General features: G+C 72.3%; 14 protein-coding genes. 10 read left to right on the top strand and 4 right to left on the bottom strand.

Annotated features, from left to right (window positions below; translation table 11 throughout):
- Positions 1 to 30: 30 nt before the first annotated feature.
- Together ACFQ53_RS00315 and ACFQ53_RS00310 are read left to right on the top strand one after the other, a co-directional pair.
- Complete coding sequence (locus ACFQ53_RS00315; RefSeq protein WP_377853683.1) at positions 31 to 522, top strand: SRPBCC domain-containing protein; 492 nt, start codon at positions 31 to 33, stop codon at positions 520 to 522.
- Positions 515 to 934: an ArsR/SmtB family transcription factor gene (locus ACFQ53_RS00310; RefSeq protein WP_377853680.1), complete on the top strand. Its 420-nt coding sequence runs from the start codon at positions 515 to 517 to the stop codon at positions 932 to 934. The genes ACFQ53_RS00315 and ACFQ53_RS00310 overlap by 8 nt, the downstream gene beginning before the upstream one ends.
- A 4-nt stretch (positions 935 to 938) precedes the next feature.
- On the opposite strand, the gene ACFQ53_RS00305 is transcribed toward ACFQ53_RS00310, so the two are convergent.
- On the bottom strand, positions 939 to 2,708 hold the full coding sequence (locus tag ACFQ53_RS00305; protein WP_377853677.1) for a LarC family nickel insertion protein: 1,770 nt from the start codon (positions 2,706 to 2,708) through the stop codon (positions 939 to 941).
- Between the two features lie 96 nt (positions 2,709 to 2,804).
- Between ACFQ53_RS00305 and ACFQ53_RS00300 the strand changes: the two genes are divergently transcribed.
- Both ACFQ53_RS00300 and ACFQ53_RS00295 read left to right on the top strand, forming a co-directional pair.
- Positions 2,805 to 3,218 carry a VOC family protein gene (locus ACFQ53_RS00300; RefSeq protein ID WP_377853674.1) on the top strand — a complete coding sequence of 138 codons (414 nt, stop codon included), beginning with the start codon at positions 2,805 to 2,807 and terminating at the stop codon, positions 3,216 to 3,218.
- 61 nt (positions 3,219 to 3,279) lie between these two features.
- Positions 3,280 to 4,107 carry a MerR family transcriptional regulator gene (locus ACFQ53_RS00295; RefSeq protein WP_377853672.1) on the top strand — a complete coding sequence of 276 codons (828 nt, stop codon included), beginning with the start codon at positions 3,280 to 3,282 and terminating at the stop codon, positions 4,105 to 4,107.
- Positions 4,108 to 4,109: 2 nt separating this feature from the next.
- On the opposite strand, the gene ACFQ53_RS00290 is transcribed toward ACFQ53_RS00295, so the two are convergent.
- A complete protein-coding gene (locus ACFQ53_RS00290; protein WP_377853669.1) occupies positions 4,110 to 4,934 on the bottom strand; it encodes a sugar phosphate isomerase/epimerase family protein in 825 nt (274 codons plus the stop codon).
- Positions 4,935 to 5,013: 79 nt separating this feature from the next.
- Entirely contained in the window at positions 5,014 to 5,595 is a 582-nt protein-coding gene (locus ACFQ53_RS00285; protein ID WP_377853666.1) for a helix-turn-helix domain-containing protein, read from the bottom strand.
- 46 nt (positions 5,596 to 5,641) lie between these two features.
- Between ACFQ53_RS00285 and ACFQ53_RS00280 the strand changes: the two genes are divergently transcribed.
- The 5 genes from ACFQ53_RS00280 (at position 5,642) to ACFQ53_RS00260 (ending at position 11,588) form a co-directional block, all read left to right on the top strand.
- Positions 5,642 to 6,235 carry a GNAT family N-acetyltransferase gene (locus tag ACFQ53_RS00280; protein ID WP_377853663.1) on the top strand — a complete coding sequence of 198 codons (594 nt, stop codon included), beginning with the start codon at positions 5,642 to 5,644 and terminating at the stop codon, positions 6,233 to 6,235.
- 98 nt (positions 6,236 to 6,333) lie between these two features.
- The gene (locus ACFQ53_RS00275; RefSeq protein WP_377853660.1) at positions 6,334 to 7,722 is read left to right on the top strand and encodes a lactate racemase domain-containing protein; all 1,389 of its coding nucleotides are present in this window, start codon (positions 6,334 to 6,336) and stop codon (positions 7,720 to 7,722) included.
- A 119-nt stretch (positions 7,723 to 7,841) separates the two neighbouring features.
- Positions 7,842 to 8,696 carry an ATP-dependent sacrificial sulfur transferase LarE gene (gene larE, locus ACFQ53_RS00270; RefSeq protein WP_377853657.1) on the top strand — a complete coding sequence of 285 codons (855 nt, stop codon included), beginning with the start codon at positions 7,842 to 7,844 and terminating at the stop codon, positions 8,694 to 8,696.
- A complete protein-coding gene (larB, locus tag ACFQ53_RS00265) occupies positions 8,693 to 9,526 on the top strand; it encodes a nickel pincer cofactor biosynthesis protein LarB (protein WP_377853654.1) in 834 nt (277 codons plus the stop codon). The genes larE and larB overlap by 4 nt, the downstream gene beginning before the upstream one ends.
- 598 nt (positions 9,527 to 10,124) lie before the next feature.
- The gene (locus tag ACFQ53_RS00260) at positions 10,125 to 11,588 is read left to right on the top strand and encodes a glycoside-pentoside-hexuronide (GPH):cation symporter (RefSeq protein ID WP_377853651.1); all 1,464 of its coding nucleotides are present in this window, start codon (positions 10,125 to 10,127) and stop codon (positions 11,586 to 11,588) included.
- Between the two features lie 32 nt (positions 11,589 to 11,620).
- Here the strand turns inward: ACFQ53_RS00260 and ACFQ53_RS00255 are convergent, their stop codons facing one another.
- On the bottom strand, positions 11,621 to 12,322 hold the full coding sequence (locus ACFQ53_RS00255) for a helix-turn-helix transcriptional regulator (protein ID WP_377853648.1): 702 nt from the start codon (positions 12,320 to 12,322) through the stop codon (positions 11,621 to 11,623).
- A gap of 118 nt (positions 12,323 to 12,440) precedes the next feature.
- Here ACFQ53_RS00255 and ACFQ53_RS00250 point away from each other — a divergent pair, with 118 nt between their 5' ends.
- Positions 12,441 to 12,797 carry a nuclear transport factor 2 family protein gene (locus tag ACFQ53_RS00250; RefSeq protein WP_377853645.1) on the top strand — a complete coding sequence of 119 codons (357 nt, stop codon included), beginning with the start codon at positions 12,441 to 12,443 and terminating at the stop codon, positions 12,795 to 12,797.
- The last annotated feature ends 19 nt before the right edge of the window (positions 12,798 to 12,816 follow it).

The following is a 12,816-nucleotide window of genomic DNA, read 5'->3' as shown; positions in this document are numbered from 1 at the left end:
CAGCGGTCCCGGCGGCAACCATATGGTTGCATGGCACTGATGAGAGACGAGATCACCCGGAGCATCGACATCCAGGCTCCCCTCGAGGCGGTCTGGGCGCTGGTCTCCGAGCCCGGCTGGTGGATCAACGACGGAACTCTCGGCGGACACCGCACCGAGCGCGACGGCTCCACCTGCCGAGTCCACGACGCGACCCTGGGCACCTTCCCTGTCGGGATCGAGGTGCTCGACCCTCCGCACCGGGCCGTGTTCACCTGGCTCGCCGGGGAGCGGGACGACGGCGAGGGCGATGCCGGGATGCCCAGTACTCGCATCGAGTTCGTCCTGGCTGAGGAGCAGCCCGGAACCGTCACGCTCACCGTCACCGAGTCCGGGTTTTCCGCGATGACGACGGAGCAGCACGCGCGGAACTACGGGGACAACGTCTCGGGCTGGGAGCTCGAGATCTCCCTCGCCCGCGACGCGCTCGAGGCACGGGGCTCGCACGAGGGGCCGATCCCGCAGGAGGGTGCGGATGTCTGAGGGGACAGAGCAGCACGAGGCGCACGCCGCCTCCGCGGAGGTGCTCAAGGCGCTCGCCGACCCCGTGCGCCTGCAGATCATGGACAGACTCGCGGCGCGCCCCCGTGGCGTCACCGATCTCGCGCGCACACTTCCGATCACGCGCCAGGGCACCTCCAAGCACCTCGGAGTGCTGCGTCGGGCGGGCCTTGTGGAGACACGGCCGGGGCCGACGGGCGAGAGCTATCGCGTGATCCCGGCCCCCGTCGACAAGGCGTCGCGCATGCTCGCCCGCGCCGCTGATCGCTGGACGACGCAGCTCGAGCTCCTGAAGCGGGCCGCTGAGATCGCTGCGGACGGGAGCGGTGCCCCGGAGGCCGCCGATGAGGCCGACGGCGGTGTGCGGCCTGCCTCGCCCGACTCGACCTCTTGAGCGCTCAGCTCTCCCGCAGCGCGGCGACCCGCGCCTTCTCCAGGGCCTCTCGCTCGGAGATGTCGAGCTGCCGGGAGGCGGCCTGGACGTCGCGGAACTCGGGCTCTCGCCGCACCACGCGGCCGGAGGAGTCCCGCGCGATCTTCACGCGCACGGGCTGTCCGTCCACCTCGACCTGCTCGAAGGAGCGGGTGCGGATCGAGCGGTCGACGCCGAACCGGCGCACGCCGAGGCTGCCCGTCAGGTCCATGATCAGGGAGGATGCGGACTCCTCATCGCCCTCGCGCACGAGCGCGTGGACCGTGATCCCGGGCCGCCCCTGCTTCATCACGATCGGTGTCAGCCACGCGTCCAGCGCGCCCGATCCGAGCAGACTCGTGATCACGCCGGGCCACAGACGCGGATCGAGATCGTCGACGTTCGCCTCGAGCTGGATCGCCGCGCGGGGGGTCGCGTGCGCGTCGGCCGCGTCGGCGGTCGCAGCGCCGTCGGACTCGTCACCCGCGCCGACGGGAGCGCCCGCGGTGCCCACGCCGCCGGTCGTCGTTCCGTGTGCGCGCCCCGGTGCGGCGTCGCGGCCCACCATCACCCGCACCACGTTCGGGCGTCCCGGGGTGTCCTTGGTGCCGGCGCCGATGCCCACGGTCTCGACGGTCAGCGCGGGCTGGGGGCCCGCGGTCTGCGCGAGTGCCCGCACGAGGGCGACGCCGGTGGGCGTCGCGAGCTCGCCGATGCCGGGCGCGACGCCCGGGGGCACCGGTCGCGACGGGTGGGCGTGGGGCCCGCCGACGACGTGCGGCGCAAGCTGCTCGTCCGCGTCCGCGTCCGCGTCCGACCCGGTGCCGGTGCCGGCAGTCGGGTCGGTCGGAGCCTGGGCGTGGGGATCCGGATGGCCGGCGACGACGGCTTCCTGGATGGAGTGGGAATGGCCGACGCCGTCGCCGCTGACCACGTGCGGCAGGTGCCGGAGTCCGTAGGGATTCTCGTGGTGGTCCGAGCGACCGTGGTCGTGGTCGTGGTCGTGCCCGCTGTGTCCGTGGGGATGCTCATGCCCGTGCGAGTGGTCGTGGTCGTGGTCGTGCGCATGCGCGTGATCGCCGCCGTGGTCGTGGTCGTGACCCGGGCCGTGGCTGTGCCCGTGCGAGTGTCCGCGGGAGGGGAGCAGCTCGCCGGCGACCGTCGGCCAGCCCTGTGCGAGACGCACCACGGCCGGCACCGGCACCGGGATGTCGCCGTGGGCCGCGCGGATGCGCCCGGATCCGACGGCGATGACGCTGCCCACCGCTCCCGCGATCCCGAGCTGCCGCCACGCCTCGCAGGCGCCGATCACATCGGCCAGGGAGTCCAGAGCCCCTACCTCGTGGAAGTGGATCTGCTCGGGCGGGAGGCCGTGGGCGAGGCCCTCGGCGTCGGCCAGGCGCGAGAAGGCGTCCAGGGCGAGCTCGAGGGTGCGCACGGGCGCCGTGCCCTCCTCGCGCGCCGTCTCGAGCATCGTCCGGATCGATGACCAGGTGCGATGGGGCGGATCCTCGACCAGCAGTTCCACGTCGACCTTCGTGGCCTGTTGCCCGGAGCGGTCGACCGTGCGCCGATTGAAGCGGACGGAGCCGGGGATCAGCGCGTCGAGCACGGCCTGGACCGCGTCGAGGTCCGCCCCCGCGTCCACGAGCGCGCCCAGGAGCATGTCACCGGCGATGCCGGCGGTCGCGTCGATGTAAGCGGTCCTGCCGTCGACGGCGGGGCTGGTGGGGGGAAGGTCCGGCTGCGCGCTCATGTCGACCGATGCTAGTGGGCACGGCCGGGAAGAGCCCCCTCTGGTTCCTCGGGTTGCCTCGCCGTAGGGTGATGAGTCCGGAGCGAGGAGGCCCCGATGTCGTACCCCGTGCTCAGCTGCACCGCCCTCGATGCGCGCGACTGCCGCGCGCTCGCCGAGTTCTACCGCGAGCTGCTCGGCCTGCACTACCGCGAGGGCGACGACCCTCCGGCCGACGGCGCGGCCCCCGACGACTCGGACTGGCTCGTCCTGCTGGATGACCAGGACCGTCGCGTCCTCGCCGTGCAGGAGAAGACGGGCCTGCGGCCCTCGACATGGCCCAGCGAGGAGATCCCCATGCAGCTGCACATGGACTTCCGCGTGAGTGACACCGACGAGCTCGAGACCCAGCGCGCTCGCGCGGAGTCCCTCGGCGCGCGACTGCTCATGGACCGCTCCGACGATGCCGACGAGCCGCTGTACGTCATGGGCGACCCCGAGGGGCACCCGTTCTGCCTGCTCGTGGGCTGAGACCGAGGACCGACGAGAAGCACCTTGACCCTGCCACCGTGTCAGCCGCGAAGGTGAGCCCATGGCCGAGATCTCGCACCTGATGAGCATTGGGCAGTTCAGCTCCCTGAGCAGGCTGTCCGTGCGCATGCTGCGCCACTACGACGCCCACGGCGTCCTGGTGCCCGCAGAGACCGACGCCTGGACCGGGTACCGCCGCTACGCGCCGGCGCAGCTGGCCGACGCGGCGGACATCCGGATGCTCCGGGACGTCGGCTTCGGCGTCTCCGCCATCGGAGCCCTCCTCGCCGTCCGCGGCACCCCGGCCTGGTCCGACGCCCTGCGGCTGCAGCGCGAGACCCTCGTCGAGGAGCTGCGCGCGTCCCAGGGAAGGCTCTCCCTGATCACCCGCCTGCTCGACGAAGGAGAGCCCACCATGTCCATCACCCTGACCCGCACCACCGTCCCCGCCATCACCGTCGTCGCCCTGCGCGGCACCGTCCCGACCTACTCCGACGAGGGTCGGCTCTGGCAGCGGATGATGCCGGCGCTTTCCGCCCAGGGCATCGTGCCCGTCGGCCCCGGCGGCGTCATCGAGCACGACGACCAGTACATGGACCAGGATCCCGACCTGTCGATCTTCCTGCCCGTGCCCGCGGGCACGGAGGCCGCGGACGAGCTCGAGATCCTCGAACTGCCCGCGCGCGACTGCCTGGTCGCGCGCGTCACCGGCGCCTACGACCAGATCAGCGAGGCCCACGACCTCATCAATGAGCGCCTGGCCTCCGAAGGCCTCGCGGCGCGCGCGGACGGCACGCTCGCGGGCCACGCCTTCAATATCTACCTGACCTCGCCCGACCAGGTGAGCGAGGAGGGGCAGCTGACGGACGTCTGCCAGCCGCTGGCCTGAGCTCAGGCCGCTCCGGCCTCCGCACGGATGAGCGCGTGCGACTCGTCCAGGCGCTCCCAGACGTCGGGCCGCTGCGGGTCGACGACGATCGAGAGCGGTCCGGCGTAGCCGGCGTCGGCCATCAGGCGCAGGCAGGCCCGGTAGTCCTCGGCGTCGAGCGACTCGTCCTCGCCGAAGCCCGCCTTGGCCTGGCAGGCCTCGGCGAGCGGCGCGACGCGCGCCAGGTCGGCGTACTTGTGCTGGCCGGTCCAGTTCCCGAAGTCCGCGAGGAAGCCGATCGCACCCTCGCAGCGGTCGAGCAGCTCGAGCGTCGAGTCCGCGTCCAGGAGCAGGCCCTGCCAGTTCTCCACGAGCACGCGGATCCCGTCATGGTCCGCCGCGAGCGCGCGCAGCGATGCCGCGCTGCGGGCGATCGTCTCGGGCGAGGGCGACTGGTCCCCGGCGCTCACGCGCACCTTCGGGGCGCCGAGCTGCTCGGCCACGCCGATCCAGTCGTCGATCCAGGCGCGCCAGCGCTCGCCCTCGGCCGGATCGGCGAGGTCGCCGTGATCCACGAGGAAGCACTCGAGCGCGACCCCCGCGTCGGTGAAGGAACTGCGCAGGTCATCCAGGTATCCGCGGTCCGTCGAAGGCAGGGAGAAGTGGCAGATCTGTGCGCTCGCGAAGCCGTGCGAGGCGAGCAGCGCGGGCAGGTCCAGCAGGGCGACGGGGTCTGCCACCCCGTCGGTGCGGCCCTCGAGCGCAGGCATCGTCCCCGGTGCCGCGAAGCTCCCGAGGGTCCGGAACAGCGACCACGTGTGGATGGCCTTGGTGGGATCTGGGGTCATGTCCGCTCCTGGCTCGACTGCGCGTCCTCGTGCGCGGTCCAACCTATCCCGCCTATCCCGCGGTGGCGCCAGATCCCGGTCAGGATCGGGGGCCGGACTCGTGCGGGGAGCGCTTCGCGAGGGCGACCACGTAGCGGCAGTCGTCCTGGTCTTCGCTGCGGAACGAGGTGGGGGAGGGAGGGCCCAGGGTCAGGCAGTCCCCGGGGCCGAGCATGTGCTCCGAGGTCCCCTCGATGACGCGGAGCGTGCCCTCGAGCACCCATACCTGCTGGTCGAGGGCGCGGTAGGCGCCGGCCGGATAGTCGACGCGCGCCCCTTGCGGGAGCAGGACGTCGACCAGCTCCAGGCGGGAACCGCTGGGGGAGACGGCCCGACGCGCGTAGCCGGTCTCGGGGTCCGTCCAGGTCGGCTGCGCCTTGGCGCGGCGCACGCGGGATCCGTCGGTCTCGGCGCGCGCGATGAGCTCGGAGAGGGTGAGGCCGAGCCCGGTGGAGAGCCGGGCGAGGAGGGCGGCGGTGGGCTGCGCCTCGGCATGCTCGATGCGGGCGATCATCGCCCGGGACACCCCGGAATCCTCCGCCAGGCGCGCACGGGTCAGCCCCTGCTCCTCCCGCGCGGCGCGGACGATGCGTGCGAGGGCGACGGCGAGATCCTCGGCCATGGGACTCCTTGACACGATAGTGGTTTCGGAAGACTACTATGTGATCATGACGTCGGAGAGCGGACCCTCCCGCAGCGCGCAGAAGACCACGCCGCCGAAAGGCGCACAGCCGTGGAGGATCCGCCCCGCGGGCACAGAGGACGCCGCCGCCTGCGCGGAGATCTACGCCCACTACGTACGCACGACGGCCATCACCTTCGAGACCGAGCCGCCGGACGCGGCGCAGATGGCGCGGCGCATCGAGAGCGCGCGCGAGCGCTACGTCTGGCTCGTCCTCGAGGAGGAGGACGGCGTGGCGGGCTACGCCTACGCGGGAGCGTTCAACCCGCGCGAGGCCTATCGCTTCACGTGCGAGGTGAGCGTCTATCTCGCGCCCGACCAGCGCGGATCCGGTCGCGGTCGCGCGCTCTACGAGGCGCTGCTGCCGGCGCTGCGCGAGCGCGGGCTCCGCCGGGCGATCGCCCTGGTCGCGCAGCCGAATCCCGCGAGCGACCGCCTCCACGAGGCGTTCGGCTTCACGCCCGTGGGCACCTTCACGAAGGTCGGCTGGAAGCTTGGCGCCTGGCACGACGTCGCCTGGTCCGAACTGGACATGGCCCCGGAGGACGACGACATCGGGGAACCGCCCCCGCTGCGCTGAGCCCCGGCGGGTGTCGGCCGATGGCAACACACCGTCCCCACATGGCAACACCCGGACCTGTGCTTGTCCCCGCCGAGGCCACGGCGCATAGTGGAGCGATGAGCCAGAGCAGCACGGCGTCCCGGACCGACACCAGTCCCCGGACCAGTGCGTCCGCGCAGGACGGGGCGGCGCAGCCCACCATCCATCCGATCCCCGAGGGCCTGGCCGAGCGCGCCGCGCAGATCGGCGGCGCCGGCGGGATCCTCACCCAGGACCAGATCGACGCCTTCGTCGCCGACCAGCTCGCCGCGAGCGACCTCGACGGCAGGAGCGTCTGCCTGATCATCCCCGACGGCACCCGCTCCGTGCCCCTGCCCCGCGTGCTGCCCGCGATCCACCGCGCGCTCGCCGGACGCGCCCGCTCCGTCACCGTGCTCATCGCGCTCGGCACCCACGCCGCGATGAGCGACGAGGCCATCGGGCGGCTGCTCGGCTCCGAGCCCGGGCACCCCGAGCGCACCTACCCCGGCTGGGAGGTCGTCAACCACGCCTGGCACGACGAGTCCCAGATCGCCGACCTGGGCGAGATCCCCGCCGAGCGGATCTCCGAGCTCACCGGCGGGCTCCTCGAGGACACCCCGATGCGCGTGCAGATCAACCGCCTCGTCGTCGAGAGCGACGTCGACCTGATCGTCGGCCCGGTCTTCCCCCACGAGGTCGTCGGCTTCTCGGGCGGGAACAAGTACTTCTTCCCCGGCTGCTCGGTGCACGACGTCATCGACATCTCCCACTGGGTGGGCGCGCTGATCACCGCGAGCCGCATCATCGGCACCCTCGGCATCACCCCGGTGCGCCAGCTCGTCGACGCCGCGAGCGACCTCATCGAGACCGAGAAGCTGTGCTTCGCGATGGACGTCGCCGAAGGCGGCGCCGACCTGGGCGCCATGTCCTTCGGCGACCCGCAGGCCGCCTGGGCCGCGATGGCGAAGATCTCCGCGCGCACCCACATCACCTACGTCGAGAAGCCGTACCAGCGCATCGTCGCGATCGTCCCCGAGATGTACGAGGACATCTGGACCGGCGCGAAGGGCTCCTACAAGTCCGAGCCCGTGTGCGCCGACGGCGGCGAGGTGATCATCTATGCCCCGCACATCACCGAGGTTGCCGGCATGCACCCCGGTCTGCGCGACATCGGGTACCACAACATCGAGTACTTCACGAAGCAGTGGGACCGCTTCAAGGACCACCCCTGGGGCGAGCTCGCTCATTCCACGCACGTCACCGGCCTGGGCACCTTCGACCCGGAGACCGGCGAGGAGCGCAACCGTGTGCGCCGCGCCTTCGCGACGTCGATCCCCCCGGAGGTCTGCGCCGAGTACGCCGTCGAGTACGTCGACCCTGAGTCCCTGGACTTCGAGGCGCTGCGCGCCGACCCGGACACCCTGGTCATCGACCATGCCGGCGAGGTCCTGTTCCGCCTGGCGAGCGAGAGGGACGGCCAGTGAGCGCCCCGCCCGCCTCCTCCGCGTCCCCCGCTCTTCCTGCGTCTCCCGCTCCGTCGGCGTCCCCCGTCGCGCCGGGGGAACCGCCGTCGGCCGACGGGGCCGGCGCCTGGTCGGGAACCATGACCCCGGAGGCGCTGAGCGGGGAGCCCCTGCGTCTGGCCGACGCGGTCGCCGCAGAGCTCGAGGGAGTCGAGCGACTCGGCGTCGCCTACTCGGGCGGCGTCGACTCCGCGACGCTGCTCGCGCTCGCCGTCCGCGCCCTCGGGCCGGAGCGGGTGGTGGCGCTGCTGGGCGTCTCGCCGTCCCTCGCCGCGCGCGAGCGCACGATCGCCCATCGCGTCGCGGACCTCATCGGCGCGGAGGTCGTCGAGATCCGGACCCACGAGGGCGAGCGCGAGGAGTACCGGCGCAACGACGTCGACCGCTGCTTCTACTGCAAGGACGAGCTGTTCACCCGGATCGACGACGAGGTCGCCCGCGAGCTCGGGCTGGACGCCGTCGCCTACGGCGAGAACGCCGACGACGCCCTGCGCCCCGACCGGCCCGGCGCCGAGGCCGCGACCCAGCACCGCGTGCTGCGACCCCTCGCCCGCATCGGTATGGTGAAGTCGCAGGTCAGGGACGTGGCGCGGGTGCTCTCGCTGCCCGTGGCGGACAAGCCGGCCGCCCCCTGCCTCGCCTCCCGGATCCCGCACGGGCAGGAGGTCACCCCGGAGAAGCTCTCCCAGATCGAGCAGCTCGAGGCCGCCCTCATCGACGCCGGGTTCAGCGACTGCCGCGTGCGCCATCACGGCGACATCGCCCGCCTCGAGCTCCCGGCCGACGAGCTGCCCCGGGCCGTCGTCCCCGGGATCCGCGAGCAGCTGCAGCGCGCCGGCAAGGACGCGGGCTTCCGCCACGTCGCCCTGGACCTCGGCGGCATGCAGTCCGGCGCCTTCACCCTGCAGATCCTCAACGCGCGGGGGAGCTTGTGAGCGGGTCCGGGGACGGCGTCATCGACGGCCTGGTGACGCTGGACCTCGACCGCGCCCGGCGGCGCGGGGCACCCGAGGCCGTGCTGTGCGACGGCAAGACCGTCGCCCAGGTCGGCGCCATCGCCCGCGAGTACGCGCGCCTCATCGCCGAGCGCGACGCGCGGCCGACGCCGGATGGCGTAACTGCGCCCGACGAGCGAGCGGCGCCCGCCGGGGCAACCGCGCCCGCAGGGGAGACCACGCACGAAGGGGGACCTGCGCCGCTGGGCCCGATCCTCTTCACGCGGGCCGACGAGGAGCGCGCTCGCGCCGTCCTCGAGGCTCTCCCCGACGCCCATCACGATCCCGAGGCGCGCCTGCTCGCGTGGCCTCCCCAGCCGCCCGCCCCGAGCGGCGGCCTGGTGATCGTCGCCTGCGCCGGCACGAGCGACCTGCCCGTCGCCCGCGAAGCACTGCTCACCGCACAGCACCTGGGGCGCCCCGCCCGACTCATCGCCGACATCGGCATCGCCGGCCTCCACCGCCTGCAGGCCCGCCTCCCCGAGCTTCGGGAGGCGGCGTGCGTGATCGTCGCCGCGGGCATGGACGGCGCGCTCCCCACCGTCGTCGCAGGTCAGATCGCCGCTCCCGTGGTCGCACTGCCCACCTCCGTGGGCTACGGCGTGGCGGCGGGCGGCGTCACGGCCGCCCTCACGATGCTCTCCGGCTGCGCCCCGGGCATCGGCGTGGTCAACATCGACAACGGCTACGGCGCCGGGCATCTCGCCGCCCAGATCGCGCGCTGGGCTCCCGGGCCGTTCAGCGATTCGGGCACCGATCTCCGCGGCTGAGCACCCCCGTTCCCGCGCCCCCGCTCGCATCCCCCGCCCTCGCCGGCAGTGTCGGTGGTCTCTCGTCGGCAGACGGTCGTCCGTCGGCTTCCGTCGGTCGGCTGCCCAGTTCAGTTGTCGCCCACCGGCTTATAGCGGCACCCTCTGCCAAATAAGGCAGAGGGTGCCGCTATACGCCTTCGCACGACACAGCCCCCGCGAAGCTGACCGCCGCACGGGCCCGCCGGTGCAGCGCGGCGGTCGGTCGCACCGTGGCCGTCGGTCGCACCGCGGCCGTCGCCCGCGTCGGCCTCCTCACCGCCTCCGCGGAGCGGGTCGGCGAGACCCTCCCCTGTGAGCCGGATCTCGTGACCGAAGGGTCGGAGGGTCTTCCCATCGCCCTTCTGACCAGCGCCGCGGCCCGGCAACGTGGCAACTCATGGCACGGCATGGGGCACCTGGGTGCAGTGGAGCACACACTCGGGCGTGGTCCTGCGCCGCCGGGCGAGCCCTCGGAAGGTGAGCCATCGACGTGCTCCCGTGGAGCAGGATCCCGCGGCGTCCGACGCCGCGACCCCGCGCACCGCAGCACGAGCGGAATCGCATCGAAGGAGATGACATGACACAGCCACAGCCCGCCGGTCCCGGCGACCCGTCGCCCGAGGCGCTGCGCGCCGCCCGGCCCGATCCGCGCGCCGCCATGGAGAGGCTGCCGTTCCGCAAGGTCTTCGCCTACGGCGCGGGCGACGCCGGCTGCAACACGGCCTTCGCCTTCGCCGGGAACTTCCTGCCCCTCTACTTCATCACCGTGCTGGGCCTGCCCGCCGGCGTGGTCGCGACGATCTCCCTGGTCGTGCTGATCTGGGACGCCTTCGCCGACGTCATCGCCGGTCGCATCGTCGACTCCACGATGACCCGCTGGGGCAAGTTCCGCCCGTTCATCCTGTTCGGCAGCCTGCCGCTGATGATCATGACGGTGCTGCTGTTCACGATCCCCCACATGGGCAGCCAGGGCCTGACCGCCGTGGTCGCCGCCGTCATCTACGCGGTGTGGGGCTTCGTCTACTCGATGGTGAACATCCCCTACGGCTCGCTGGCCCCTGCGATCACGCAGGTCGCCGAGGACCGCGGCAAGCTCGGCGCCGCCCGCACCTACGGCGGCCAGATCATCACCCTGCTGCTCGTGCTCGTGATATCCCCGCAGATCAACCAGCATCAGGGCGACGCCGACGCCCTGCAGCACTCCATCACCATCAGCGCCCTCGGCTTCCTGGTCCTGGGCATGGTCCTGTTCATGATCACCTTCTTCGGGGTGCGCGAGCGCGTGTTCCGCGAGACCCCCAAGCTCAGCGTGCGCCAGTCCCTGCGGGTCATCCGCACCAACCGTCCGCTCGCGTTCCTGTGCGCCTCGAGCGTGATCTTCCTGGGCGGGATGTACGGAATGCAGGCGGTCGCCGCCTTCTTCACCACCTTCGTGCTGGGCGACGCGACGCTGTTCATCTGGCTGACCCTCGCGGGCGTCGTCGCGAACCTCGTGATCGCGCCGTTCGCTCCGAAGATCATCGGCAGCATCGGCAAGCGCCGCGGCTACCTGGTGGGCTGCACGGCGTTCGTGGTCGGCGGCATCATCATGCTGCTGCTGGGCCACGTGTTCGCCTTCGCGCTGCTGGGCTACTTCCTCATCAACCTGGGCGTGGGCCTGAACAACACCCTGATGTGGGCCCTCGAGGGCGACACCGTCGAGTACGGCGAGTGGAAGAACGACGACCGCGCCGAGGGCGCCACCTACTCGCTGTTCTCCTTCGCCCGCAAGATGAGCCAGGCCGTGGGCCGCTACCTCGCCCTCAGCTTCATCGCCCTGTTCGGCTTCATGGAGGGTTCGGACGCGGTCGCCACCGCCACGAACACCTCGGACCACGTGCGCCTGGGCCTGTCCCTGGTCATGGGCGGTCTGCCGATCCTCATGGGCGTCCTCGCCGCGCTCGTCATGAAGTTCTACCCGATCGACGAGAAGACATTCAGCACCATGGTCGAGGAGCTCCACGAGCGCCGCGAGGCCGAGGGAGCGGGAACCGGGGCCTGACCGAGGTCGGTCCCGCACCCGCACGCACGTGCCTACGGCGCGGCGGCCAGGAAGTCCCAGCGCGAGAGATCGCTCGCGAAGGGGTCGGGGTCGCGCACGGGCGGACGCTCGGACGTCTGCCGGATCGCGGTGATCGCGTCGGTGCGGAACCCGCGCACGCCATCCCGCAGTCGGCACCAGCCGACGAGGATCCAGTTGCCGCGCACCAGGATCATCCCCAGCGGCTCGACCGAGCGCTCGGTGCGCTCGCCCGTGCGGGGGTCTCTGTAGGCGAGCTCGACCACCCTCGGCTCGACGAGCACCTCGCGGACGACGCGGGCCACCTCGTCCTCCGTCGGGACGTCGGGGGCCATGAGCGCCACGCGCGCGGCGAACGCGCGCCCCTGCGCCCGCTGCTGCGGACTCATCGCGGCGAGCACCTTGTCCCGCACCCGACCGGCATCCCGGGCGAGCGGGGAGCCGTGCATGACGCCGAGGCCGGCGAGCACGGCGAGAGCCTCGGACGGCGTGATCGCCAGGGGCGGCAGGGAGTAGTCCCGACCGATCGCGAAGCCTCCCGTGCGCCCCGGGACCCCGAAGATCGGGACGCCCGCCTCCTGCAGCGCACGGATGTCCCGTTCAACCGTGCGCGTGGAGACCTCGAAGCGCTCGGCGAGGCGCGGCACGGGGATCGGCTGCTCGGCCCGCGCGCGCAGGAGGTCCACGAGGGCACGGTGACGGTCGCTGCGCTTCACGGGACCACGGTAGGCGCGCAACGGGGGAACACGGTCCGGAAACACCGACACACAGCTGTCGTCGACGCCCCGTTTCCTGGAGTCTCCACGCAGGTGACAACGCCCTCCAGGAGGAGCCATGACCGACACGCACACGCCTCGCGGACTCGCCGAGACCTACTTCCTCTGCTGGCGCCGTCGCGACTTCACGGACCTCGCCCCGCAACTCGCCGACGAGGTCACCTTCGACGGCCCGCTCGCCTCCGTCCGCGGGAGGGAGGACTGCCTCGAGGGACTCGTCGGGCTCGCCAGGGCCACCACTCATCTCGAGGTGGAACGGCGATTGGTCGACGAGAACGACGTCATGACCTGGTTCTCGCTCGGCGTGGGCGGCTCCGAGCCGACGCCGGTGGTCAACTGGTGCCACGTCGAGGACGGCCGCATCCGCGCCATCCGTGTTGCCTTCGACCCCCGGGGGATCCTCGCGGCGGGGTGACAGTGCGCGCGATGCCCCG

Source organism: Brachybacterium sp. NPDC056505 (assembly GCF_042794925.1).
In the GTDB taxonomy this organism is placed as follows: domain Bacteria; phylum Actinomycetota; class Actinomycetes; order Actinomycetales; family Dermabacteraceae; genus Brachybacterium; species Brachybacterium kimchii.
Note: the sequence above shows the minus strand (reverse complement) of the source record. Positions and strands in the feature narration are given on the sequence as shown.